This window comes from Klebsiella sp. P1954 (assembly GCF_018199955.1).
In the GTDB taxonomy this organism is placed as follows: Bacteria; Pseudomonadota; Gammaproteobacteria; order Enterobacterales; family Enterobacteriaceae; genus Klebsiella; species Klebsiella pneumoniae.
In genome coordinates, this window is sequence record NZ_CP073373.1 from 1,705,146 (window position 1) to 1,729,950 (window position 24,805).

General features: G+C 57.7%; 23 protein-coding genes, 1 other RNA gene and 1 pseudogene. 8 read left to right on the top strand and 17 right to left on the bottom strand.

From position 1 onward, the window contains the following. From KB890_RS08305 to KB890_RS08330, 6 genes are all read right to left on the bottom strand, one after another. On the bottom strand, positions 1 to 315 hold the full coding sequence (locus KB890_RS08305; protein ID WP_002892003.1) for a glucose PTS transporter subunit EIIB: 315 nt from the start codon (positions 313 to 315) through the stop codon (positions 1 to 3). 64 nt (positions 316 to 379) lie between these two features. Further along, entirely contained in the window at positions 380 to 2,437 is a 2,058-nt protein-coding gene (locus KB890_RS08310; RefSeq protein ID WP_020325192.1) for a beta-galactosidase, read from the bottom strand. 31 nt (positions 2,438 to 2,468) lie between these two features. Then, positions 2,469 to 3,671, bottom strand: a complete 1,203-nt coding sequence (locus KB890_RS08315) for a glycoside hydrolase family 53 protein (RefSeq protein WP_004178761.1) — start codon at positions 3,669 to 3,671, stop codon at positions 2,469 to 2,471. Positions 3,672 to 3,675: 4 nt separating this feature from the next. Next, entirely contained in the window at positions 3,676 to 4,527 is an 852-nt protein-coding gene (locus KB890_RS08320) for a sugar ABC transporter permease (protein WP_004204761.1), read from the bottom strand. Positions 4,528 to 4,537: 10 nt separating this feature from the next. Next, entirely contained in the window at positions 4,538 to 5,845 is a 1,308-nt protein-coding gene (locus KB890_RS08325) for a carbohydrate ABC transporter permease (protein ID WP_004177243.1), read from the bottom strand. A 62-nt stretch (positions 5,846 to 5,907) separates the two neighbouring features. Further along, the gene (locus tag KB890_RS08330) at positions 5,908 to 7,140 is read right to left on the bottom strand and encodes a maltodextrin ABC transporter substrate-binding protein (protein ID WP_002891991.1); all 1,233 of its coding nucleotides are present in this window, start codon (positions 7,138 to 7,140) and stop codon (positions 5,908 to 5,910) included. A 356-nt stretch (positions 7,141 to 7,496) separates the two neighbouring features. Between KB890_RS08330 and KB890_RS08335 the strand changes: the two genes are divergently transcribed. Further along, on the top strand, positions 7,497 to 8,606 hold the full coding sequence (locus tag KB890_RS08335) for an ABC transporter ATP-binding protein (protein WP_009307951.1): 1,110 nt from the start codon (positions 7,497 to 7,499) through the stop codon (positions 8,604 to 8,606). Between the two features lie 233 nt (positions 8,607 to 8,839). Then, positions 8,840 to 10,400, top strand: a pseudogene (locus tag KB890_RS08340) (EAL domain-containing protein). Between the two features lie 34 nt (positions 10,401 to 10,434). On the opposite strand, the gene KB890_RS08345 reads toward KB890_RS08340, so the two are convergent. Continuing rightward, positions 10,435 to 10,707 (bottom strand): metal/formaldehyde-sensitive transcriptional repressor, encoded by a 273-nt coding sequence (locus tag KB890_RS08345; RefSeq protein WP_002891985.1) that lies wholly within the window; start codon positions 10,705 to 10,707, stop codon positions 10,435 to 10,437. Positions 10,708 to 10,871: 164 nt separating this feature from the next. Here KB890_RS08345 and KB890_RS08350 point away from each other — a divergent pair, with 164 nt between their 5' ends. Next, entirely contained in the window at positions 10,872 to 11,771 is a 900-nt protein-coding gene (locus KB890_RS08350) for a nickel/cobalt efflux protein RcnA (protein WP_020325178.1), read from the top strand. 44 nt (positions 11,772 to 11,815) lie between these two features. On the opposite strand, the gene KB890_RS08355 is transcribed toward KB890_RS08350, so the two are convergent. After that, positions 11,816 to 12,430, bottom strand: a complete 615-nt coding sequence (locus KB890_RS08355) for a membrane protein YczE (RefSeq protein WP_004177248.1) — start codon at positions 12,428 to 12,430, stop codon at positions 11,816 to 11,818. A gap of 88 nt (positions 12,431 to 12,518) precedes the next feature. Between KB890_RS08355 and KB890_RS08360 the strand changes: the two genes are divergently transcribed. Then, on the top strand, positions 12,519 to 13,946 hold the full coding sequence (locus tag KB890_RS08360; protein WP_004142690.1) for a MocR-like transcription factor YczR: 1,428 nt from the start codon (positions 12,519 to 12,521) through the stop codon (positions 13,944 to 13,946). A 134-nt stretch (positions 13,947 to 14,080) separates the two neighbouring features. Here KB890_RS08360 and KB890_RS08365 read toward each other — a convergent pair whose 3' ends face one another. From KB890_RS08365 to ffs, 3 genes are all read right to left on the bottom strand, one after another. Then, positions 14,081 to 14,296, bottom strand: a complete 216-nt coding sequence (locus KB890_RS08365) for a hypothetical protein (RefSeq protein WP_004142688.1) — start codon at positions 14,294 to 14,296, stop codon at positions 14,081 to 14,083. After that, positions 14,293 to 14,550: a hypothetical protein gene (locus tag KB890_RS08370; RefSeq protein ID WP_004147352.1), complete on the bottom strand. Its 258-nt coding sequence runs from the start codon at positions 14,548 to 14,550 to the stop codon at positions 14,293 to 14,295. Before KB890_RS08370 ends, KB890_RS08365 begins: the two co-directional genes overlap by 4 nt. A gap of 309 nt (positions 14,551 to 14,859) precedes the next feature. Beyond that, positions 14,860 to 14,956, bottom strand: an RNA gene (ffs, locus tag KB890_RS08375) — signal recognition particle sRNA small type. A gap of 240 nt (positions 14,957 to 15,196) precedes the next feature. Between ffs and KB890_RS08380 the strand changes: the two genes are divergently transcribed. Together KB890_RS08380 and KB890_RS08385 are read left to right on the top strand one after the other, a co-directional pair. Continuing rightward, on the top strand, positions 15,197 to 15,604 hold the full coding sequence (locus tag KB890_RS08380; RefSeq protein ID WP_004178755.1) for a dTDP-glucose pyrophosphorylase: 408 nt from the start codon (positions 15,197 to 15,199) through the stop codon (positions 15,602 to 15,604). A gap of 67 nt (positions 15,605 to 15,671) precedes the next feature. After that, positions 15,672 to 15,983, top strand: a complete 312-nt coding sequence (locus tag KB890_RS08385; protein ID WP_004142687.1) for an MGMT family protein — start codon at positions 15,672 to 15,674, stop codon at positions 15,981 to 15,983. Positions 15,984 to 16,021: 38 nt separating this feature from the next. Here KB890_RS08385 and KB890_RS08390 read toward each other — a convergent pair whose 3' ends face one another. Continuing rightward, positions 16,022 to 16,513, bottom strand: coding sequence for a YbaY family lipoprotein (locus tag KB890_RS08390; RefSeq protein ID WP_002891903.1), 492 nt, complete (start codon positions 16,511 to 16,513; stop codon positions 16,022 to 16,024). 216 nt (positions 16,514 to 16,729) lie between these two features. On the opposite strand from KB890_RS08390, the gene tesB reads away from it, so the two are divergent. Beyond that, complete coding sequence (gene tesB / locus KB890_RS08395) at positions 16,730 to 17,593, top strand: acyl-CoA thioesterase II (RefSeq protein WP_002891899.1); 864 nt, start codon at positions 16,730 to 16,732, stop codon at positions 17,591 to 17,593. A gap of 54 nt (positions 17,594 to 17,647) precedes the next feature. On the opposite strand, the gene amtB is transcribed toward tesB, so the two are convergent. The 5 genes from amtB to KB890_RS08420 form a co-directional block, all read right to left on the bottom strand. After that, positions 17,648 to 18,934 (bottom strand): ammonium transporter AmtB, encoded by a 1,287-nt coding sequence (gene amtB / locus KB890_RS08400; protein ID WP_004152876.1) that lies wholly within the window; start codon positions 18,932 to 18,934, stop codon positions 17,648 to 17,650. Between the two features lie 33 nt (positions 18,935 to 18,967). Next, the gene (glnK, locus tag KB890_RS08405) at positions 18,968 to 19,306 is read right to left on the bottom strand and encodes a P-II family nitrogen regulator (RefSeq protein WP_002891893.1); all 339 of its coding nucleotides are present in this window, start codon (positions 19,304 to 19,306) and stop codon (positions 18,968 to 18,970) included. 243 nt (positions 19,307 to 19,549) lie between these two features. After that, the gene (locus KB890_RS08410) at positions 19,550 to 21,328 is read right to left on the bottom strand and encodes a SmdB family multidrug efflux ABC transporter permease/ATP-binding protein (RefSeq protein ID WP_002891880.1); all 1,779 of its coding nucleotides are present in this window, start codon (positions 21,326 to 21,328) and stop codon (positions 19,550 to 19,552) included. Beyond that, a complete protein-coding gene (locus KB890_RS08415; RefSeq protein ID WP_004147344.1) occupies positions 21,321 to 23,093 on the bottom strand; it encodes a SmdA family multidrug ABC transporter permease/ATP-binding protein in 1,773 nt (590 codons plus the stop codon). Before KB890_RS08415 ends, KB890_RS08410 begins: the two co-directional genes overlap by 8 nt. Before the next feature lie 43 nt (positions 23,094 to 23,136). Next, positions 23,137 to 23,595 carry an Lrp/AsnC family transcriptional regulator gene (locus KB890_RS08420; RefSeq protein ID WP_002891873.1) on the bottom strand — a complete coding sequence of 153 codons (459 nt, stop codon included), beginning with the start codon at positions 23,593 to 23,595 and terminating at the stop codon, positions 23,137 to 23,139. A gap of 115 nt (positions 23,596 to 23,710) precedes the next feature. On the opposite strand from KB890_RS08420, the gene KB890_RS08425 reads away from it, so the two are divergent. Next, positions 23,711 to 24,763: a PLP-dependent cysteine synthase family protein gene (locus KB890_RS08425; RefSeq protein WP_009307943.1), complete on the top strand. Its 1,053-nt coding sequence runs from the start codon at positions 23,711 to 23,713 to the stop codon at positions 24,761 to 24,763. The last annotated feature ends 42 nt before the right edge of the window (positions 24,764 to 24,805 follow it).

Sequence of the window (24,805 nt, forward strand, 5' to 3'; positions counted from 1 at the left end):
TTATTTCCGGGCGGCAAAATGTTCATCCAGAAGCTGACGCAGCGCATCGGACTGCTTACCGAAAATAGCATGCACCTGCTGACCAAGAATAATAACCCCCAGCGCGCCCTGCTGCTGTAATGCTTCGGAGTCCACGGCCGCAAGATGGCGAACGCTAACCCGCAGACGGGTAATACAGGCGTCCACTTGCGTAATATTCGCTTCGCCACCAAAGGCCTGAATCAGCGCCTCGATTTGCTGTTTTTCCGCCTCGCTTAATGGCTGTGCCGGACGCGCTGGGGAGAAATAGTGCAGGAAGGATTTTAAACTCACCATAATTAACTCCAGGTTTAAGATAAAAAAAAGCCTGCTCGTCAGAGCAGGCGTGGAGAAGAAGAAATTACGCGTGACGACGGAGAATACGGCAATCCCATGCCGACAGGGTCAGTGGAGCCGATACCGCCGCGTCGGTCAGGCAATCCCAATACCCTTGCGGCAGGGTCAGGGTATGGTTTTGCGCGCTGTAGTTCTGCAGGAAGATAAATGCGTTGTCACCGTCGGTGCGCGCAGTCGCCACCACGCCGGGTGGTAACTCCGCCGCTATCGCCCGCGGCAGGGCCAGCTCCTTGCTCAGGGCGGTAAAGAAATCGCGCTGGAAGGCTAAATCGTTGCGGGAGGCCACATGCCAGGCTTTGCCTTTCCCGAACGCGTTCACCGTCACAGCCGGCCGTCCGGCATAAAAATCATCCCGGTAGGTGGCCAGCGCCTGGGCGCTCTCGATATGGATCAGTTCGCAGAGATGGCGCACCTGATAAGGGCCCTGCAGACCGCACTGATTCCCGGCAAGCCCCTGCACCAGATTAAACTCGCCGTCATTCAGGCAGTCGATCTCTTCCGCCCAGATCCCCAGCAGATTGCGCAGCGGGCCCGGGAAGCCGCCGAGATAGCAGAGATCGGACTCATTGACGATACCGGTCCAGTAGGTGGTCACCAGGTGGCCGCCGTTGGCGACAAACGCCTCCGCCCGACCGGCAAAGCCGTCGCGCACCATATATAACATCGGGGCAATCACTAACTGATACGGCGTTAAATCGACATCGGCGTCAATCACATCGACGGCGATGCCCTGCTCCCAGAACGGGCGGTAGTGCTCGTTGACCGTCTTCTCATATTCCATCCCAAGATTGCGCGGCCCCTGGGCGTCATCCAGCGCCCAGCGGTTCTGCTGGTCGAAGATAATCGCTACTTTCGCCTCGGTGCGACAGCCCCTCACCTCCGGCAGCTTGCTGAGGATCTCGCCGAGCTGGCAGACTTCGCGGCCAATGCGGGTATCAATATGTCCGACGTGGTCGACAACTGCGCCGTGAAATTTCTCAACCGAACCGCGGCTTTTCCTCCACTGGAAATACTGCACCGAGTCGGCGCCATGCGCCACCGCCTGTAGCGAGGAAAGAATATGCATTCCCGGCTTCTTCAGTTTGCTGGTCGGCTGCCAGTTGGTGGCGCCCGGGGTGGACTCCATCAGCACAAACGGTTTGCCGCCCTTCAGGCTGCGCATCATGTCGTGATACATCGCGGTGTAACAGGCCAGCGCGGTTTCGTCTTTATCGCGGTGCCACATCGGATAGCTGTCCCAGGAGATGAAATCCAGCGCCTCCGCCAGCTGCCAGTAGTCGTAATCGTAGAAATACTCCATAAAGTTGGTAGTCACCGGCAGGGAAGCATTCGCCGCCTTCAGCGGAGCAATTTCATGGCGGCAGAAATCGGTCACCTGAGCGGTGTTAAAGCGATGCCAGTCAAGATTGAGACCGTGGATCGACATCTCGCCCTGCGGCGCAGGCGATTCAATCTGCGACCAGTCAGTATAGGTATGACTCCAGAAGGTACTCCACCAGGCCTGGTTGAGGTTCTCCAGGGTCTGGTAACGCGCCTTCAGCCAGTCGCGAAAACGGTTCTGGCAGAGATCGCAATGGCATTCACCGCCATATTCGTTGGAAATATGCCAGCCCAGCACCGCCGGGTGTGAGGAATAACGTTCTGCCAGCAGGGTATTGATTTGCAGGGTTTTCTCGCGATAGACCGGTGACGACATACAGTGGTTGTGACGGCCGCCGTGCAGGGCCGGCACCCGATCGCGCCCCACCCGCAGAACCTGCGGATAGCGCTGCGACATCCACGCCGGACGCGCGCCACTCGGCGTGGCCAGAAAGACATGAATGCCGGCGGCATACAGTTTATCGAGGATAATATCCAGCCAGGCGAAATTAAATACCCCTTCGCGTGGCTCCAGTTTCGCCCAGCTAAATATTCCCACCGACATCACATTGCATTTTGCCTGCTGCATCATGGCAATGTCTTTATCAATAATATCGGGGTCATTCTCCCATTGCTCCGGATTATAATCCGCGCCATGCAGCAGCGTACTAACCTTCGGATGTAAAGGTGCAAATTTATTCATAATAAACTTCCTGAAAAAGACGACAAAAAAATTAATTAAAAACTTTTACCGACGGCAATACTTTTCCCTGGCAATCAAATAGCGCCTGATTTTCACGTGCATTACCCTCTTTCCACTCGTCGTGGATATATTTCATCCCCGCCGGGGTGGCCCAGGTATTTCCCGGCACGGCAATCCATGTAGGCTCCCAATAGAAAATACCTTTGCCACGCTGGTCTGGCACATCAACCACCGCCTGCATTAAATCGTGAATATAGTTATATTGCCCCTGTACGCTGGCGGGATATCCCCCATCCTTTTCCTCTTTCGCCTGGAAACTATTTTCCGCGTTATCGCAGTTGGCCAGGGTATAGGCATAGGCCGCCTCGACGACGATGACGTCTTTGTTATAGCGTTTGCTGATGTCATCCATATTGGCCTTCAGGGCGCTGATCGGGCCATTCCAGTAGGTGTACATCGACAGACCAATCACGTCATACGGTACATGGCGCTTGTCGATCTCATCAAACCACCAGCGGAAGGTATCGTTCTTGGTCCCTTCGGCCAGATGCAGCATGATTTTCACCTGCTCGCCCTGGCGCAGGTTCTCCTTCAGGCCAGCGATAGCCGCGTTCAGCAGGCCAGCCAGCCGGTCGAACTCTCCGCCGCCCTGCCCCCAGCTTTTCCCTTCCGGCCACAGGATGCCGCCGTTGATTTCGTTGCCGATCTGCACCATATCCGGCAGCACGCCCGCCTGCTTAAAGCGGGCGATGGTATCGCGGGTATAGTCATGAATCGCCGTTTTCAGCTGCGGGTAATCCAGCTTTTCCCAGGCTTTCGGCTTGAACTGCTTGCCGGGATCGGTCCAGAAATCGCTGTAGTGAAAATCAAGCAGCAGCTTCATCCCCTGGGCTTTCGCCCGTTTCGCCAGCGCCAGGGTGGTGGCCAGATCATTGTTCCCACCGCCATAGTCCTCGCCGCTCGCCGATTGCGGATCCACCCACAGACGGAGGCGGACATAGTTGACGCCGTTCTCTTTCAGAATAGCGATCGGATCCTTGCGCTGATTATTCTGATCGTAGAACGTCGCCCCGTGCTTTTCGGCATCAAGCAGTGTGGAGATATCCGCTCCTTTGATAAAGTCCGCCGGCATGCCCTGAAACGCGCGGGTTGCAAGCGCGTCCGCGGCCAGAGAAGAGGTGGAGAAACTGCATGCCAGACAAACCGCAAGCCATGCGGGTGTGAATCTTTTCATGTGCTTATCCTTTAGTACTGCCCGAGGTCAGGCCGGAGACGAAGTATTTTTGTAGCGCCAGGTAGAGGATCGCCACCGGTACGGCGATCAGCACCGCCCCCGCCGCGTAGGTGGTGTAGCTGGCACCCATTTTTTGCGCCACCAGGTTATACAGACCGATAGGCAGCGTGTATTTATCCGGGGTACGCAGGATGGTGCTGGAGAGGATGAAATCCCCCAGCGGCCCAGTGAACGAGAACAGCGCCACCACCGCGAGGATGGGCCTCGACAACGGCATGATGATCTCGATAAAGATGCGAAAGCTGCTGGCGCCGTCCATGCGAGCGGACTCATCCAGGTCTTTAGGGATCGCGTCGAGATACCCTTTCATCAGCCAGGTATTCATCGGGATCATCCCCCCGACGTAGATCAGCACCAGCGCCAGATGGCTGTTAATCAGGCCAAGCAGTTGCGACAGGACAAAGATGGCAATCAGCGCGGAAAACTGCGGGATCATCTGCAGCAGCAGGAACAGCATCAGCCCGTTCTGCCGCCCTTTAAAGCGGAAGCGGGAGAAGGCGTAAGCGGTAAAGCTAACGCTAATCAGGGTCAGCACCATGGTCAGGAAGCTGATTTTCATCGAGTTCCAGTACCAGGTGAGGTAATTCACATTGCCATTGAACAGATCGGCATAGTGCTGGAACGACAGGTTTTCCGGAATGATAGAGGTACTGAGCAGGCTATTGCCGGCGTTCAGCGACGCCCCGACCGTCCAGACCAGCGGATAGATAATCACCACCGAGACCAGGATGACCACCAGCCAGGTGAGAGAGAGTCGGATCCACTTTTCGCGTTTAATACTGGGTGATTGAGCCATGTTGCTTCCCTTACGCCATGTCGTCATTTTTGAAGGATTTGGTGGCGCGGAACTGCCACAGCGCCAGGCCGACGACAAAGATCGACAGCAGGATCGTGATGGTCGCCGCGATGGCGTACTGCGACGAAGACATCGTCAGCTTATAGATCCACGACACCAGAATATCCGTCCCGCCGGCGTTAGAGCCTGCCACCGCAGGGCCGCCGTTGTTGAACAGGTAAATGATATTGAAGTTATTAAAGTTGAAGGTGTACTGGGTGATGATGATCGGCGCGATCGCATACAGCACCAGCGGCAGGGTGATGGTGCGCAGACGGGTAAAGGCGCTGGCGCCGTCCATCGTCGCCGCTTCATACAGATCGTCCGGGATCGCCTGCAACACGCCGGTGGTCATGGCAAAGACAAACGGGAAGCCAAGCCAGGTCTGCATCATGATCAGCGCCGTTTTGGTCCAGAACGGATCGGTGAGCCATGCCTTCGGACTGATGCCAAAAAAGGACAGGATCGCGTTGTTGATGACCCCGAAGGAGTCGTTGAACATGCCGGCAAAAACGAGAATGGTGACAAACCCCGGCACCGCCCACGGCAAAATAAAGATGGTGCGGATCAGCGGCTTAAAGCGCAGATCTTTTTGGTTCACCAGAATCGCCAGCAGCACGCCCACCGTACACTGCAGGGTGGTCGCCAGCAGCGTCCACACCACGGTCCACTGCAGCACATCCAGGAAAGTGGAGCGCCAGATGGAGAGGGTGAAAATATTAATAAAGTTTTTCAGCCCCACCCAGTCCACCAGCTTCGCCGGCGGGGTGTGGTACAGGTTGTAGTTGGTGAAGGCGATGGCGAAACCGAACAGAATCGGAAAGATCACCACAAACACCAGCAGAATAAAGCCCGGGGTGATCATCAGGTACGGAAAGCCGTCGCTCAGCAGCATCTGGTACTGCTTACGCACGCTGTTGAGGGCGATCCCCTCATCGCGTTTTTTGCCGTTGAGCCACGCATCCCGCAGCGAGAGAAAATAGATCAGCACGCCGAAAGCGACGATCAGCACGCTGATAATCCCCTCGGCTAACAGGAAGATAGAGTTATCCCGCGGTACCTCTTCACCCAGGGTATATAACCCCCACAACCCCTCACGCAGGAAATCATAAAAAATCCCCAGAAAGCTGCTCAGCAGCACCAGGAAGACCAGCCCTTTCAGCCACTGGCGATGATAAAACTGACCGAAACCCGGCACGATTGCCAGCAGCAGGCCGCACCATGCATGGCGCCCGGGCCCGCGTGCGTCGCTAAAATTTTCGCTGGAATGGATGCTCACACTCGACTCCTTCTACAAACGGGAGGTCCCCCTCCCGCTCGGTGACTTCACGTGACGGTGAATTACTGATTGCTGGCCTGCATCGCTTCGATCTGCATCGTGATCTGTTTCACCGCGTTATCGAGCGCGGCCTGCGGCGCCTGCTTACCGGTGAGGCTCAGTTCAAGCGCGGCGTTGGCCGGCCCCCACACTTCCCCCATCTCGGGAATGCCCGGCATCGCCACCGCTCGCGCCGACTGGATGGCGACGGCGCTGGCCTTTTGGTCGTTTTTAATCACCGGATCGTCAATCATCGCCTTCAGCGGCGGAATTTCGCCAGTGGCGACATAGCGGGCTTTCACATACTGCGGCTGGTTGATGAACTCGATAAACTGTTGCGCCAGCGCTTTGTCTTTACTCCAGGTCGATACTACATAGCCTTTGACGCCGAGGAAGGAGCTCATCGGCTTGCCGTCCGGCAGAGTCGGCAGGGGCGCCACGCCATAGTTAATGCCAGCGGCTTCATACGGCTGGAAGGCCCAGGGGCCGTTGATCACCGCCGCCGCTTTTTTCTCGGTAAACAGGGAATCGATGGCATTCAGCCCGTTATCGCCGAGGATCCCCGCCGGAAAGACCTTCTCGGCATAGAATTTTTTCAGGAAGGTGACGGCTTCGACGGCGCCGGGGGTATTGAGACCCACCTGCTGCGGGTTAAAGCCGCCGCTGTCGTTTTTAGCAAAGATATAGCCGCCCATCGGGCCAATCGCCCCCCAGCTGTAATAGATCTGGTCAAACTTGGCGAGCAGGCCGTATTTGTTCTGCTCGCGCTGGGTTTTCGAGTAGTCCAGCCAGGCCTGCAGGCTGTCCAGCGGCTTGTCGATCAGGTCCTTGTTGTAGATAAGCACCAGGGTTTCCACCGCCTTCGGGATCCCATACAGCGCGTTGTCCATGCGGAAGGCATTGATGGAGGCTGGCGTAAAGGCATCCTGTTTCGCCTGATCGACGCTGAGCGGCGAGAGTAGTCCCTGTACCACGGCGCCGCCGAGCTGGTCATTCGGGATCACTAGCACGTCCGGCCCAATGCCCGCCGGGCCGTCGAGGCGCAGTTTTTCCAGTTGCTGGGCGTAGGGCATCTCCTGGAGATTGACCTTCACGTTGTACTGCTTTTCAAAATCGCTAACCGCGGTTTTGATGCCAGCGGATTTTTTAATGTCCTCCCAGACGTTGAGCTGCCCGGCGGCATGCGCCTGCAGGCTGGCGAGTTGCCCCGCCGCCAGGGTGGTAAGGATCAGTGCAGCAAGCGTGTTCTTTTTCATTATCAACCTCATGTGAAGGTATAACAATTTAATGGTTTTTATTTGAATTCCGGCTGCCAGTTAGAAAAATAAATCTTTTCGAACTGCCGTATTACTTGGAAAACATGTTCTGATGCGCTTTTGTTATACGCTACGCTTTGATCGTTGATAAAACTACCATAAGCTGCCAGTTGTGTGATCATCCTTGCAGAAATGAAACGTCCCTGTATGGCGCAAAATCCGCGGAAGTTATAGTCAGGGCATGATTTTACTGCTGTTGAACATCGTCACACCGATTTGTTACACGTAATACAAATCACACTCAACATAGCGATAAGCCAACGGCAAATAACAGCTACTCACTCCGGGGAATGTGGATGTCCAATATACGACTGAGGAATGTCACCAAAAGGTTCGGCAGCACGGTGACGCTGCACCAGGTCAATCTCGATATTGAAGATGGCGAGTTTGCCGTCTTCGTCGGCCCTTCCGGTTGTGGAAAATCGACGCTACTGCGCATGATTGCCGGGCTGGAAGAGGTCAGCGAAGGAGAAGTACTGATCGGCGATGAGGTGATGAATGATGTCGTGCCCGCCCGCCGCGGCGTGGCGATGGTCTTCCAGTCCTATGCGCTCTATCCGCACATGACGGTGGCAGAGAACATGGGCTACGGGCTGAAGGTGAATAAAGTGCCGAAAACGGAGATCCGTCGCCAGGTGGAAATGGTGGCTAAAACGCTGCAGCTCTCGCACCTGCTGGATCGTAAACCGAAGCAGCTCTCTGGCGGCCAGCGGCAGCGCGTGGCCATTGGCCGGGCGATCGTGCGTAATCCCCGGGTGTTTATGTTCGATGAGCCGCTCTCTAACCTTGATGCGGAGCTGCGCGTCGATATGCGCCTGCATATTGCCCGTCTGCACCAGGAGCTGAAGACCACTATGGTGTATGTCACGCACGATCAGGTGGAGGCGATGACGCTGGCCGATAAAATCGTGGTCATGAACTACGGGAAAGTCGAACAAATGGGTTCGCCGATGGCGCTGTACTACAATCCGGTCAACAAATTCGTCGCCGGCTTTATCGGCTCGCCGAAGATGAACTTTCTGCCGGCTATCGTCAGCGACTGGCAGCCGGAACGCTTAACGGTCACCCTCGCGCAGGACCATCAGCTGGCCCTGAATATCGCCACCCAGCCGCTGAAGCCCGGCGCTGCGGTGACGCTGGGGATCCGGCCGGAGCACCTCACCCCGGAAGTCGCCACCGGTACCGTGGTGGAGTTTCAATGTGAAGTGGTGGAGCGTCTGGGCAACAATACCTATCTGTTCGGCCAGTGCTACGGCCACGACAACGTCAAGGTTCTGCTGCCCGGCGACGTCCATTTCCGCCCCTGGCAGAAAATTAATCTGGCTTTCGATGAGCGCTTTTGCATGGTGTTTGATGAGAATGACCTGCGCATCAGCGCTGATATCCCGGCGCCGGATGCACACTAGCTAACATATTGCTGTCATCTGCGCAGCGTATGCTGCGACTGAATGCCGGAACACACCCTGCCCGGCATTCACACCCTCATTTTTATTCTGCTACATCGGAATCATCCTTCTCTCCCGGCATCGCAGCCTGTTGTGATGCCGGCTTTTTCCCCAAACGACGCGTTTTCTCCCGCTGCGCCCGAATTATCTTTCGCATATACTGATGACACCCGGCGAACGATAAGGACACAGGCATGAGGACCCGGCATCTGATGGCGCTGTTTACAGGAGTGCTGATACTGGCCATCATCCTGCCCATTTCACTCAGCATCTGGCAGGCGGCGCGGCAGGCCAAAATGCAGTTCTATCGTGAACTGGATGACTATTCCAACCGTATCGTCGTTCGGACGCTGCAGGTTGCCGACCAGGCCCGGGAAGCGTTACGAGAGGCTGACGCACACACCGCCGCCTCCTGTAGCCCTGAACATCTGCTTACGCTCCGCCGCATCGCCTATACCCATCGCTACATTCAGGAAGTGCTCTGGCTGCGTGATTCCGTGCCGCAATGCTCCTCCCTGGAAGACCATAGCGTCGCGGTCACCTTCCCCCCGCCGGACCACATTGCCCCCGACGGCTATCGCACCTGGCTGACCTCAATTAACGATCTTGGCCTCGATCATCAGATGACGGCCATGGGCAGCCGGCAGCACATGGTGATGATCGACCCCGTCTCCTTTATTGATGTCGTTCCCGCCAGCGAAGAGAAGATCCATACCATGCTGTTTGGCCTGGACCACCAGAAAATGGTGATCAGCAGTCAGCCGCTGCCGGCGAAAGTCTGGCAACGCATTAAAGATCCGCATGTGGATATGCTTACTCTGGATAACACAGTCTACCGGATCCAGCGCATTCCCGAGCTGGGCTCTGGCATCGTAACCTGGTCTTCAACCTTGCCGCTGCAGCAGCGCATTCGACAGCAGCTGTTCTTCTGGCTCCCTGCCGGCATTTTCACCAGCCTGCTCGCCACCTGGCTGCTGCTGCGTCTGCTAAGGCACCTGCGCTCACCGCGCAACAGCATGCTGGACGCCCTCAATTCCGAAGCGATTCAGGTTCACTATCAGCCGATTATTTCGTTGCAGGAAGGGAAAATTGCCGGGGCGGAGGCCCTGGCCCGCTGGCAGCAGCCCGATGGCACTTTTTTATCGCCGGATATCTTTATTCCCCTGGCCGAGCAGACCGGGCTCATCACGCAGCTGACGGAAGATATCGTCAGGAAAATTTTTGCCGATCTCGGCCCCTGGCTGCGGCAGCGGCCGGAAGTGCACATCTCCATCAAACCTGTCGGTAGATGATTTACGCTCGCCCACCCTGCCGACGTTGTTGCACAATCAGCTACAGCACTGGGGGATCGCCGCCGAACAGATCATCCTTGAAATCACCGAGCGTGGTTTTGTCGACCCGGAGACGACTATGCCGGTGATCGCTCACTACCGTCAGGCTGGCCATCGGATCTCGATTGATGACTTTGGCACCGGCTACTCCAGCCTGAGCTATCTGCAGAAACTGGACGTCGACACGCTGAAAATCGATAAATCTTTTGTCGATACCCTCGAGTACCGGCCGCTGACGCCGCACATTATTGAAATGGCCAAAGCGCTCAATCTGGCCACCGTCGCCGAAGGGGTGGAAACCGAAAGCCAGCGCGACTGGCTGCGCCAGCACGGCGTTCAGTACGCCCAGGGGTGGCTGTACAGCAAAGCGCTGCCAAAAGAGCAGTTCATTCTGTGGGCAGAGCATAACCTCCATGCGCATTAAGCGGCGGGTGGCTTGAGCGGAACGTCAGGGGGCGCTACTTCAGATAGGATTTAATCACCTGCATCACCGTCTCCAGATCCGCTTCGCGCTGCGTCTCGTCAGGCTCTTTCACCACATGGTCGGTAAGATGCCCCTGAATAACCTGCAGCATCATGCCGTTGACCGCGCCGCGGATCGCCGCCAGCTGCTGTAATATTTCAGCGCACTCATGCTCGCGATTAAGCATTTTCTCTAACGCGGTACTCTGCCCCTGAATTTTCTTCAGCCGGGTCAGTAACATCTTTTTGTGTCGAACTGTATGTGACATTGCACGATCCACCGTTTCATTCTGTCCGGGATTACCGACCTGCGTGGTCAGCAACGCCTGCCAGCATACCATGATCCTTTTTATTAGCCGCTTTATCTACTGGGGGGTAGTATTTTACTACTGGGGGGGAGTAGGATAAACGCACTTTTGGCAAGGATCCCGATATGAACGATTACACTTCCCTTCTGCAGCAGGGCAATGCCTGGCTGTTTATACCCAGCGCAATACTGCTCGGCGCGCTGCACGGTCTCGAACCCGGGCACTCAAAAACCATGATGGCCGCCTTTATCGTGGCGGTGCGAGGAACGTTAAAACAGGCGGTACTGCTGGGGCTGGCGGCCACGGTTTCGCATACGGCAGTGGTCTGGCTGATCGCCATGGCCGGCCTGTGGTTTGGCCGCGGCTGGAACGCGCAGACCTCTGAACCCTGGTTTCAGCTGGTCTCAGGGATTGTCATTGTGCTGATTGCCTGCTGGATGCTCTGGCGCACCTGGCGCGAATCGCAGCCTCACACGCACCATGAGCACCACCATGAACATGAGCACCACCATGAACATGAGCACCACCATGAACATGAGCACCACCATGAACATGATCACCACCATGACCATGATCACCGCCATGACCATGATCACCGCCATGACCATCACCATGCGTCCTCATCCGCCGCGCCGCTGGTGGCGGAGGAGTGGCAGGACGCGCATCAGCGGGCTCATGCTCAGGAGATCAACCGGCGCTTTGATGGCCGCCAGGTGACGACCGGGCAGATCGTACTGTTTGGCCTGACCGGGGGGCTGATCCCCTGCCCGGCGTCCATTACCGTGCTGCTTATCTGTTTACAGCTGAAGAAATTCTCGCTGGGCGCCACGCTGGTGCTGGGCTTTAGCGTTGGTCTGGCGCTGACGCTGGTGGCTTCCGGGGCCATCGCCGCCCTGAGCCTTAAACATGCCACCCGCCGCTGGCCGTGGCTTAACGACCTCTCGCGCAAGGCGCCCTGGTTCTCAGGCTTACTGATTATTGTGGTGGGGATCTACATGATGCTTCATGGCCTGAGCGGCCTGTAAGCGATGAAAGGCCCTCTCCGTGATGAAGAGGGCGATGGGTTAATTCAGGAGACTATTTCCCGGGGAGGGCTGACCGCGTTGCGGCTGACGGGCTGGCTGAACCACGGTAGGCACAGCTGGATCAGCGGCCCAATCGACAGCGCGTAGATGACGGTTCCGACGCCAAATTTGCCCCCCAGCAGCCAGCCAATCAGCAGTACGGAAAGCTCGATCGCCGTCCGGATACCGCGCAGTGACCAACCAGTGCGAGCATGCAGACCGGTCATCAGGCCATCGCGCGGCCCGGGGCCAAAGCCCGCGCCAATATACATCCCGGTAGCGATAGCGTTCAGCACAATCGCTCCTACCAGCAGCGCACTGCGCGCCACCATCGACTCCAGCGGCGGCAGGACGGCCAGCGTGGCGTCCGCCGCTAGTCCCAGCACGATGACATTGCTCACCGTGCCGAGCCCCGGCATTTGCCGGATCGGGATCCACAGCAGCAGTACCGCCGCGCCGGTCAGGATAATCACCGTACCGAAACTGATCCCCAGCTGTTTAGCCACCCCGAGATGGAAAACATCCCACGGATCGGCGCCGAGATTGGCATGCACGAAGAGCGCCGTGGACACGCCGTAAAGCACCAGACCAATATATAACTGCAGCAGGCGACGAAGCATATTTTTTCCTCAACATCATTGCGAATGCCCTCATCATCAGCAAAAATGGACTGATAATTAATGGCCAGTTTTGGAAAAGTGGATCGCTATGTCAGCCCGACGCTTTGGAACCCAATCGCTGGTACGCCTGCTCGGCAACTGGCAGGAGACCAGCTCACGCACGCCGCTATGGCGCCAGCTGGCGGAAGCACTCCGCCTGCTGATCCTTGATGGTCGCCTGACGCTGCAAACGCGCCTGCCCGGCGAGCGCGAGCTGGCGGCGGCCCTGAACGTCAGCCGGACCACCATCGCCAGCGCCCTCGGCCAGTTGCGGGAGGAGGGCTTTCTCTACAGCCGCCAGGGGAGCGGGTCACGCATTGTTTTGCCGGAACGCCCCGCCGATCTTCCTCTGCCTGCCGGCATCTCATCTACGCTTAATCTCTCTACCGCCGCCCTCAGCGCCGGGCCGGAGGTCCATCAGGCCTTCCAGCACGCTATGACCCTGCTGCCGCCCTATCTCGCACAGACTGGCTATGACCAGCAGGGGCTGCCGGTGCTGCGGGAGGCGATTGCCCGGCGCTACAGCGAACGCGGTCTGCCGACGCGGCCCGATGAGGTGATGGTGGTCAACGGCGCGCTCAGCGCCTTCGCGCTGATCCTGCGCCTGTTCACCGGGCCGGGCGATCGGGTGGTTATTGACGCCCCCACCTATCCGATGGCCATCAGTGCCATTCAGGGCGCCTCCTGCCGCCCCGTCGGGGTTGCGCTTCCGCAGCAGGGATGGGACTGCGATGGACTGGCGGCGACTATTGCGCAGACTGCGCCGCGGCTGGCGTGGCTGATGCCGGATTTTCACAACCCCACCGGACGCTGTATGGATGCCCCCACCCGCCAGCGGGTTGCGGACATCGCCGCCAGGACGCGAACAACGCTGGTAATCGACGAGACCATGGCCGACCTTTGGTATAACGCGCCGCCGCCCCCGCCGCTGGCCAGCTTCAATCCCGATGCCGCGGTGCTCACCATTGGTTCGGCCGGGAAAAGCTTCTGGGGGGGACTACGTATCGGCTGGATCCGCGCCAGCGCGCGGACCATCGCCTCGCTTATTCAGGCCCGCGATTCGCTGGATTTGGGTACGCCGCTGCTGGAGCAACTGGCCTGCAGCTGGCTACTGGAAAATGCCGCCACACTGCTGCCGCCGCGGCGGGATATGCTCAAGGCGCGCCGGGACATGTGCGAAACGCTGATGGCGGAATATTTTCCCCGCTGGCGGTTTTCGCCACCGGAAGGTGGGCTCTCTTTTTGGGTGGAACTTCCTGACATGCTGGCCACCCTGTTCTCTGCGCGTGCGGAAAGCCAGGGGATCCATATCGGCACCGGTACGCGGTTTGGGCTGGAAGGGGCGTTCGATCGCTATTTACGTCTGCCGTTTACGCTGCCGGATGAAGCATTGCGCCGGGCCTTCTCCACGCTACAACCGCTGTGGCAAAGCCTTGCTGAACAGAAGGAAAATACACGTTTGCGAAAAATAATATAAGAAAATAGCGACGGGCTGACTTCAGCCCGTCAAATGACCTTCATCCATGAGGTATATGAGATGTTTTTATAAAATTGCCTGGCTATCCTGCCCTCTGGTTATGGCAACCCAATGACAGAAAGAAGGCAATTTCATTAATGCTGGCGCGGAATAGGAAACCCTTTCAGGGAAATAATAAAGCCATCTTCATCTTTTTTGATTTTAGCGCCGGTGTCACACCAGTCGGAAGCAATGCGAAAGAACTCATCACTACCGATATTCCAGTTCAGGCGGACGTGTTTTACGTATCCTGAGCGCAACATATCGCAAGCTTCGCTATAGTTGCTGGCTGTAGAGAATTGTTGTTTCATTTTTTCTTCTTCAGAAGTTTTCTTAATGCTTTGATTTCTTTAGGGGTAAGTGGCGTTGCTTCCTCTTCGGTATGCTGGCTGTCAATGTCCTCTTCCGTCACCCCCGCCTCACCTGCTGACTCCTCCAGCTGAAAAGCCAGCTGCAGCAGCTTTTCCGTTGCCGTTCCCAGGTTCTCGTTATTAACTTCCGCAAAATGACGCAACTTTTCTTTTAGCTCTGCGTCAATTTTTACATTCAAAACCACTGTGGTCATAGCTACGCTTCCCGTGCAATAAAATCATCATAATTAATACACGAAGTTAACATGCTGATCCAGAGATATATTTTACAGCATGAGCCTGGCAACAAATTCCCATCAATAAGATGCGCTTTATTTATGACATGCAAATGACATTAATATTTCAGTAGTATTTCAGATTTATGACAAGTAAATATTATGGAATAAAAGCAGGGGGTTTTAACAACAAAAACTAATATGCGATCTTTATCAGAAATTAATTATTGCAGGAGTAAAAACCGGACAAATATAAGGGAAACACCAGGCGGGAGAAATGGGTGGGGGCCCTGCCAGCTACATCCCGGCACACACGTCGTCTGCTCTGGCTGCTTCCTTCCGGACCTGACCTGGTAAACAGAGTAGCGTTGCGGGAGAACCAACAGAGCCCCCATTGAGAGCGTTAGTTGCCTAACGCGCTGGCGCATTATCCCTGCTGACCTGGTGAATTGCAAGCTCACACCGTCCGCCTGCTGGTTTATTGCGCAATAACGCGAATAAAACCAGCCACTCACGGTCAGCCTGTGAGATTGCGAGCCCGCGCTCAGCACACATCCGGGTTATCCACCATACTTATCCTCTTCGTCCTCTTTTATCACCAGTACATTGTCTCGACGGTAATCGAATGACTGACTCATCACCACAGACCATCACTCTGCCTTTACCTGCTATTGAAGGGATGACCATCGCCTTTCAGGGCGTAAACTACCTGCGTCCTGAAAAAATGCTCGACTTCGCGACCATCAGTCCCGCGCCGGTGCGGGCGGTTACGCCGCTGGCGCTGCTCTATTCCACCGTCGGCGTGCTGCGCCAGGTGGAGCTACGCAAGCTGCCGGTCTATATCAGCGGTCGGGTGGTGTACCCTATCTCGTCGTTAACCATGCCGGGCCTGCGCGCGAGGCTGATCATCAACGCCACTTCGCAGCGGTTGAAATTTCTTGAGAGTCTCATCGCCAGCTCAGCCTCCGACAATGTCCATGGCATGCAGATCCTCGGCCTCGCTCTGACGTTCACCGTCGAACAGGCCGCCTGACCCAGGCCGGCTGTACAGCTCCTGGCTTAGCGCTTATGCTGACGTTTTGCCGGTAACAGGACAGAAAATGGCTCCGCACGACACATTTCCCCAACGCGTCTGGCACATCGTGGCGTCGATACCGGAAGGGTATGTCACGACCTACGGCGAGGTCGCCCGGCTGGCAGGTTCACCGCGCGCGGCGCGCCAGGTGGGCGGCGTATTGAAGCGCCTGCCGGAAGGGTCCACCCTGCCATGGCATCGGGTGGTCAATCGCCATGGCGATATCTCCCTCACCGGCCCCGATCTACAGCGGCAGCGTCAGGCGCTGCTGGCCGAGGGTGTGCAGGTCTCCGGCAGCGGCCATATCGATCTCCAGCATTATCGCTGGGTTTATTGAAGGCAAAAAAAAAGCCCCCATCCGGGGGCGTAGCGAGCTTACTGGGCGACAGGAACTGCGGTCTGCTGGACCGGAACCAGCGTCAGGTCGGCATGAGTGCCGCCCTGGTTTATGACCGTCTGCACGGTATCGGTAATAAACATCAACTGGCCGTTAACCGTGATCGCCGCGCTTAGCAGAATGCGAGCGTTCGGTTGAATATCTGCCGGGTTGTAAGGCAGCGCAAAGTTAAATGGCGCCTGTTTGCCTTCGGTACGCACCGCTTTTTGCGACAATACGCGGGCTGGCGCATCTGCCAGAGAAGCATCCGACAGGGTCACCGTCAGTACCGCATCCGGCGGTAAAGCGATTCTCTGGCGGATATTAATCGTCCCCGTGACGCTCGGCTGCTGCTGCGCCACGCTCAGCGTCGCGATACCGTAAGGGTCGGGCGCGGCCGCCTGCGTCGAAGAATTGTTCGAGTGGTGATTAGCACAGGCGGTCAGCGTCGCGGCGACGGCTAAGGCACTAAACATATAGGCAAATTTCATGATGTTCTCCTTATCATCCCTTAATACCCAGGAGGATGTTCCGCCGCTTCGCCGGCAGGAACTTTCGTGTCGTCAATAAGTGTGGCACAGATCTCAGATTTGTTCCTGTTAACTGGTCGTTATTCAGATTATTACACCCATCGGACCACTTGCGATTCCAGGTTATACTTGGCCACATTACGCGCGCTGCGCCGCTATTGTTAATTGAGGATAAGTATGAGTCAGGCACTCTCTAATCTGCTGGCATTATTAGATCTGGAAAAAATTGAGGAAGGGTTGTTTCGCGGGCAGAGCGAAGACCTGGGGTTACGTCAGGTTTTTGGCGGCCAGGTAGTGGGTCAGGCGCTGTATGCGGCAAAAGAGACCGTGCCCGTTGAGCGTCTGGTTCATTCGTTTCACAGCTACTTTCTTCGCCCCGGCGATAGCCAGAAGCCGATCGTTTACGATGTGGAGGTGCTGCGCGACGGCAACAGCTTCAGCGCCCGTCGGGTAGCCGCCATCCAGAACGGGAAGCCGATTTTCTATATGACCGCCTCCTTCCAGGCGCCAGAGAATGGCTATGAGCATCAGAAAGCAATGCCGGCCGCCCCCTCCCCTGACGGCCTGCCTTCGGAAACCGATATCGCTCGCAAGCTGGCGCATCTCCTGCCGCCGCAGGTGAAAGACAAATTCCTCTGCGATAAACCGCTGGAGATCCGTCCGGTAGAGTTTCATAACCCAATGAAAGGCCATATCGCCGAACCGGTGCGCCAGGTCTGGCTGCGCGCCAACGGCGCCGTCCCTGACGATCTGCGTATTCATCAGTATCTGCTGGGCTATGCTTCAGACTTTAACTTCCTGCCGGTGGCGCTGCAGCCGCACGGCGTTGGTTTCCTTGAGCCCGGCATGCAGGTCGCCACCATCGACCACTCTATGTGGTTCCACCGGCCGTTTAATATTAATGAATGGCTGCTTTATAGCGTCGAAAGCACCTCGGCCTCCAGCGCCCGCGGCTTCGTTCGCGGCGAATTCTACACCCAGGATGGCACGCTGGTTGCCTCAACGGTTCAGGAAGGGGTGATGCGCAACCGCAACGCATAAAAAAAGCCTCCCGGACGGGAGGCTTTTCGCTATCAGGAGAGAATGGCTTTTTTATCAGGCGTTATAGGCGTTTTCGCCATGGCTGTTGACGTCCAGCCCTTCGCGCTCCTGCTCTTCCGGCACGCGCAGCCCGACGGTCATATCCGCCACTTTGTAGCCGATGAATGCCACAACGCCGGACCAGACCACGGTGATGGCGATACTTTCCAGTTGCACCAGCAGCTGATGGCCCATGGTGACGCCTTCCGCATAACCGACGCCGCCCAGAGAAGTCGCCGCGAAGATACCAGTCAGGATACAGCCGACGATGCCGCAGACGCCGTGAACGCCGAAGACGTCGCAAGGATCATCCACACGCAGCCAGCGTTTCAGCGCAGTCACGCCCCAGATACCCGCCAGGCCAGAGGCGATACCGACGATCAGCGCCCCGCCGACACCGATATAACCACACGCCGGCGTAACGCCAACCAGACCGGCAATTGCCCCGGAGCAGGCGCCCAGCAGTGAAGGTTTGCCGCGCAGAGCCCATTCGCCAAAGGTCCACGCCAGGATAGCCGCAGCGGTCGCCACGACGGTGTTAACGAACGCCAGGGCCGCAATTTCATTCGCTGCGCTGGCAGAGCCGGCGTTGAAGCCGAACCAGCCCACGTAGAGGATAGCGGTGCCAGTGAACACCATCGGCAGGTTATGCGGTTTGAACGCTTCTTTGCCGAAGCCCACGCGTTTGCCCATCATATAGGCGCCGACCAGCCCGGCGACCGCGGCGTTGATGTGCACAACGGTGCCGCCGGCGAAGTCCAGCGCGCCATGGGTCGCCAGCAGACCGCCGCCCCAAACCATATGCGCAATCGGCACGTAGGAGAGTGTCATCCACACCACCACGAAGATCAGTACCGCGGAGAAACGAATACGTTCCGCCAGCGCCCCGACAATCAGCCCGACGGTGATGCAGGCGAACGAGCCCTGGAAGGCCACGTGGATATACTGATAGAAGGTGCCCATCAGCGCTTTCAGCTCAATATTTTTCAGCATCACCCAGTCAAAGCTGCCGAAGAAGCTGCCGCCGGTGCCGAAGGCCAGGGTATAGCCATAAATCACCCACAATACGCAGACCAGGCCAAAGGTGACAATCACCTGAGTCAGCATGGACAGAACGTTCTTACCGCGGATCAGGCCGCCGTAAAACAGCGCAATCCCCGGGATAGTCATAAACAGAACCAGCGCGGTGCAAATCATCATAAACGCGTTATCGGCTTTGTCCGCCACCGCAGGCGCGGCCATCGCCAGCCCCGGCAGAAGGGCTAATGCCCCCAGACCCGATTTCATTGTTGCCATTTTCATTGTTTCGTTCCCCATCACTGTGTGGTCTGGAAATTACAGTGCCGCTTCGTCAGCTTCGCCGGTACGGATGCGAATGACGCGCTGCAATTCAGCGACGAAAATTTTGCCGTCGCCAATTTTTCCGGTGTAAGCCGCTTTGCTGATGACATCGATGACTTCATCCAGCTGATCGTCGGCAATCGCCACATCAATCTTCACTTTTGGCAGAAAGTTGACGCTATACTCGGCGCCGCGGTAGAGCTCCGCGTGACCTTTCTGACGGCCAAATCCTTTGACTTCAGTGACCGTCAGGCCCTGAATGCCGATGGAAGACAAAGCTTCACGCACGTCTTCCAGTTTGAATGGTTTGATTACCACGGTAACCAGCTTCATAAGTCCCCTCCAGTCAGTATTCGGTAATGGCCGCAGCTAACACGATGGATATAAAGCAAGGGCTATGCCAGAAATGAAAAAAGGCCGCAAAGCGGCCCTTTGATGGCAAAAAACAGGGGACAGGTCAGGCAATATCCTGCGCAACGGCGCCTGGCGCGCAAAAATGCACCACAACGGTGCATTTGATGTAACGTTTTTGCACCATGGCAGGCCGCCCAGCGTTCCCTGCCTGCTGGTGGTGCATCAGGCGCTGAGCGACTCCTCTCTGGCGCTGGCCGCCAGCTCTTCGCCGGCCAGCTGCAGCTGATACATCTGCCAGTAGCGGCCTTTCGCCGCCAGCAGCTGCTGATGGGTGCCCCGCTCGACAGCCTGACCTCGATGCAGAACCAGGATGGTATCGGCCTCCACAATGGTCGACAGCCGATGGGCAATAACCACGAGGGTGGTATGCTGGCGGACCTTCGCCAGCGCCTGCTGGATCGCCTGCTCGGTACCTGAGTCGATGTTTGCCGTCGCCTCATCCAGAATCAGTACCTGCGGGGTGTCCACCAGCACGCGAGCCAGCGCCAGCAGCTGCTTCTGCCCGACGGAGAGATTATTGCCCTGCTCGCCCAGTTGGGTGTACAGCCCATCGCTCATGCTGCGCGCCACCGCCGCCAGCTGCACCGCCTCCAGCGCTTCCCAAACCTGCGCCTCACTGATGTCCCGGCCCAGCGCGACGTTGGCGTAGAAGGTATCCGCCAGCACTACGGGATCCTGTTGCACCATCGCGATGCCCCGACGCAACGCGCTGTGGCTGAGGGATGCGAGCGGTCGACCATCGATGCGGATCTCGCCGTGGGTTAACGGGTAATAGCCCATCATCAGACTGGCGAGGGTACTTTTTCCGCTGCCGGTATGTCCGACCAGCGCCACGAAGCTGCGGGAGGGAATATCCAGCGTGATATCCTGGAGAACCAGACGGTCCCCCCGGTAAGCAAAGGAGAGATGGTCAATTTCCACCCGACCGCTGCTCAGCGGCGCGTCATCCGTACCCCACGCCTGGCGCGGGCGATCCATCAGCTCGAAAACGCGCTCGCCGGCGACCACCGCCTGCTGCAGCATCGACTGCTGGGTGGTCAGCTCGATAAGCGGCTCGTTAAGGCGTCCAAGATAGCTGATAAACGCGTACAGGACCCCGACCTCGATCGTGCCCACCGCGCTAAAGCCGAACAGCATCAGCAGCCCGCACAGCACCAGCGAGGAAAAAAGGCTCAGCAGCGGGCGCAGCAGAAAACCGTCCAGGCGCAGCGTCTGCATCCGCGCCAGATAGTGGGCATAGCTGGCCTCGCGCATCCGTTCGCCAAAGCGCGCCTGCTGGCGGAACTGCTGGATGACGCCCATGCCGTTGATCACTTCGTTGAAGCCATCGTTGATGTCGGCAAGCCAGGCGCGCACCCGCCGCACGATCGGCGTGCTATAGCGCTGATAGATAATCATCACGATCAGCACCGCCGGGAAAATCGCGATCGCCACCAGCGCCATCCGCCAGTCGAGGCTAAACATCGCCACCAGCATCGCGCCGATCAGCGCGGCGCTGCGCAGTACCGTAGCCACCACCGTCACGTACAGATCGCGAATGACTTCCGTATCGTTGGTTACCCGTGAGATAAGCTGCCCAACCGGCTGGGTATCAAACTCGCTGAGCGGCTGATGCAGGGCGGCATCCATCACGTCGCTGCGCAACTGCTGGACGACGCCGACCGCGGCGCGGTTAAACAGCAGCGACTGGTTATAGTGCAGGAGCGCCGCCAGCAGCTGCAGGCCGATATAGGCTACCGCCAGGCCGGCCACCAGCTTCAGCGGCAGCGTATGTTTCGCCACCATGTTGTCGATGAAATAGCTGATAAGCAGCGGGCCGCTCACTTCCGCCGCCGCCGCAATCCACATCATCGCCACCGCGATGGCCAACGGCTTGCGCCACGGTGAACCATAGGCCAGCAGGCGTTTAAGCGTCGGCCAGAGTTCGGTAAAGCTACGCATCCAGGGCCTCCTCTTGCGTCTGCGGAACCTCGTCGAGCGCGGCCTCCAGCTGCTGATATCGATACATGTCGCGGTACCAGCCGGGCTGCACGGCCAGCGCCTCGTGGCGGCCGCGCTGGGCAATATGCCCATGCTGCAGTACCAAAATTTCACTGGCCTCAGTGAGCGCCGACAGGCGGTGGGCGCTGATAATGACCGTCCGCCCCTCCCCCCACTGGCGCAGGTTATGCAGGATCTGGTGCTCGGTGCGGCCATCCACCGCCGATAAGGCATCGTCGAGGATCAAAATTTCGGCCTCCAGCAGCAGGGCGCGAGCAATCGAGATGCGCTGTTTCTGGCCGCCGGAGAGCATCACGCCGCGCTCGCCCACTTCGGTCTCGTAGCCCTGAGGCAGACGCAGAATGTCGTCATGCACGCTGGCCAGTTGTGCAACCCGCTCAATCTGTGCCTGCGTCGCGTCCGGTTTTCCCAGCGCGATATTATTGGCGACGGTATCGGAGAATAAAAATGGCGTCTGATTGACCACCGCCAACCGGGCGCGCCAGCTGTCGAGCTGCAGAATCGGCAGCGGCAGATCGTGAAAGCGGATCTCGCCGTGAGTGACGTCAAAATGGCGCTGCAGCAGCGCCAGAATGGTGCTTTTGCCGGCGCCCGTCGGCCCGCAGATGCCCAGCATTTGCCCCGGCTGGAGAGTAAAATTTACCTGCTCCAGCGAAGGTTTGCTCGCCTGCGGATAGATGAAATCACGGATAGCAACCTGCAGGACGCCGCGGCCTGCCGGCACCGCCTCGGTCCCGTCATCCACCGCCGGCGCCTCTTCAAGCATCGTGCGGATACGACCATAGGCCGCGCTACCGCGCTCCACGATGTTAAACATCCACGCCAGCGCCAGCATCGGCCAGATCATCAGGCCAAGATACATCACGAAGCTGGTCAGCTGGCCCAGGGTCAGGCTGCCGTGGATCACCATCCAGCTGCCGCCGCCGATGGCCAGCAGGTTAGCGGCCCCGATGGCGATATAGATGGTGGGGTCGAAGCGGGCGTCAATGCGTGCCACGCGCATGTTTTTCGCGCCGGTATCGGCAGCATCGGCAGCAAACTGCGCCGACTGGCGATCCTCCAGCCCAAACGCCTTAATCATGCGGATGCTGGTCAGGCTCTCCTGCGTGCGATCGTTGAGGCTGGAAAAGGCCGCCTGAGCAACGCGAAAACGTTCGTGAAGCGCATCGCCGTTGCGTTTGATCGCCAGGGCCATCAGCGGCATCGGCAGCAGCGCCAGCAGAGTAAGCTGCCAGCTAATCTGCGTCGACATTACAATCAATACCGCACAGCCCATCACCAGGGAATCCACGAGGGTTAATACTCCTTCGCCAGCGGCAAACACCACCCGGTCCACGTCATTGGTGGCGCGGGCGATAAGATCCCCAGTGCGATGGCGCAAATAGAACGCCGGATGCTGGCGGCTCAGTTGCCGGTAAAAATCTTCCCGCAGCTCAACCGCCAACTGGTAAGAAGCGCCGAACAACAGCACGCGCCAGACATAGCGCAGCAGGTAGACCATCACCGCGATCAGCACCAGCGCGCCGATCCACATCCACACCTTCTCCGCGGTGTAATGCTGTTGCGTCACGCCGTCGACCACAATGCCCACCACCTTCGGTGGAATAAGCTGCAGAACGGCAATAATGACCAGCAGGGCAATTGCGCCAAGATAGCGGCGCCACTCCCGGCGGAAGTACCAGCTGAGTTGAGCAAATAATCGCAAGCAATAAAATCCTGATTTTGTAATGGGTTACGGCGCAATACCGTTATTCGACAGGCAAGGCGGTGGTATATTTTATCTGTTCCATGGCAAAACTCGAAGTGACATCCGACAGACCAGGCACACTGTTCACTAAACGTTTATAAAAGTCGTCATAGCGTTTCATATCAGCCACCTGCACCCGTAGCAGGTAGTCATACTCCCCCGCCATCCGCCAGAAGCCGAGCACTTCCGCCATCTGCGTCACTTCGCTCACGAACTGACAGTACCAGTCGCTGCTATGATGCTGAGTCTTGATCAGGACGAACGCCGTCAGCCCCAGCCCCACCTTTTCCGCGTCCAACAGGGCGACGCGCCCGCGGAGAATACCCTCGTCTTCGAGCCGTTTCAGGCGTTTCCAGCAGGGCGTGGTGGTCAGATTAACGGCATCGGCCAGCGCCTGCAAAGAGAGGGTGCAATCTTCCTGCAGTAGCGCCAGCAGCTTACGGTCAATTTTATCTAGCATTGGGCATCCTCAGAGAAAATTTTGCTCTCATAATGGTAATCCACAGGTTAAATGGCAACAATTTTTCCTGCGCTTTCCGCTAAGCTAGGCACAAAATGACAAACAGGAAATCACGATGAATAGCGCCTGGGTTAAACATGCCATTAGCGAAATCAACGCTGACTATCAGCGTTCCGCCGACACGCACCTGATCCGTCTGCCGCTGCCCGCTTTTCCGGGCATCCACCTGTATCTGAAAGATGAAAGCACCCACCCCACCGGCAGCCTGAAGCATCGCCTGGCGCGGTCGCTGTTTCTCTATGGCTTGTGCAACGGCTGGATCAAAGAAGGCACGCCAATTATAGAGTCCTCCTCAGGGTCAACCGCCGTTTCGGAGGCCTATTTCGCCCGCCTGCTGGGGCTGCCGTTTATCGCTGTGATGCCCTCCTGCACCGCCAGACGCAAAATCGAACAGATCGAGTTCTACGGCGGACGCTGCCATTTTGTGCAGAGCGCCGGCGAAATCTACGCGGCTTCCGAAACGCTGGCCCGCGAGCTGAACGGCCATTATATGGATCAGTTTACCTTCGCCGAGCGGGCCACCGACTGGCGCGGCAACAACAATATCGCCGACAGTATTTTCCGCCAGATGAGCCATGAGCCGCACCCGCAGCCGTCATGGATCGTCATGAGCGCCGGCACCGGCGGCACCTCAGCGACCATTGGCCGCTATATTCGCAGCCAGGGCTACGAGACGCAGCTGATGGTCGTTGATCCGCAGAATTCGGTGTTCCTCGATTACTGGCAGACCCGCGACGCCAGCCTGCGCAGCCCGGTCGGCAGCAAAATTGAAGGCATCGGACGGCCGCGCGTCGAGCCGTCGTTTATTCCCGACGTTGTCGATGAGATGCTGCGCGTGCCGGATGCGGCGAGCGTAGCCACCGCCCTGTGGCTGGAAACGCAGCTTGGGCGCAAGGTCGGCGCCTCGACCGGCACTAATATGTGGGGCGTATTGCAGCTGGCCGCGCGGATGCGCGAGGAAGGTCGCACCGGCTCGATAGTGACACTCCTGTGCGACAGCGGCGAGCGTTACCTGGAAAGCTATTACAACCCGCAGTGGGTGGCGGACAATATCGGCGATATTGCGCCCTGGCAGGCGGAGATCGCCGGTCTGGTCGAAAGGCGATAAAAAAAGCCAGATAGAAGCCTATCTGGCTTGCTGGAAGGGTCT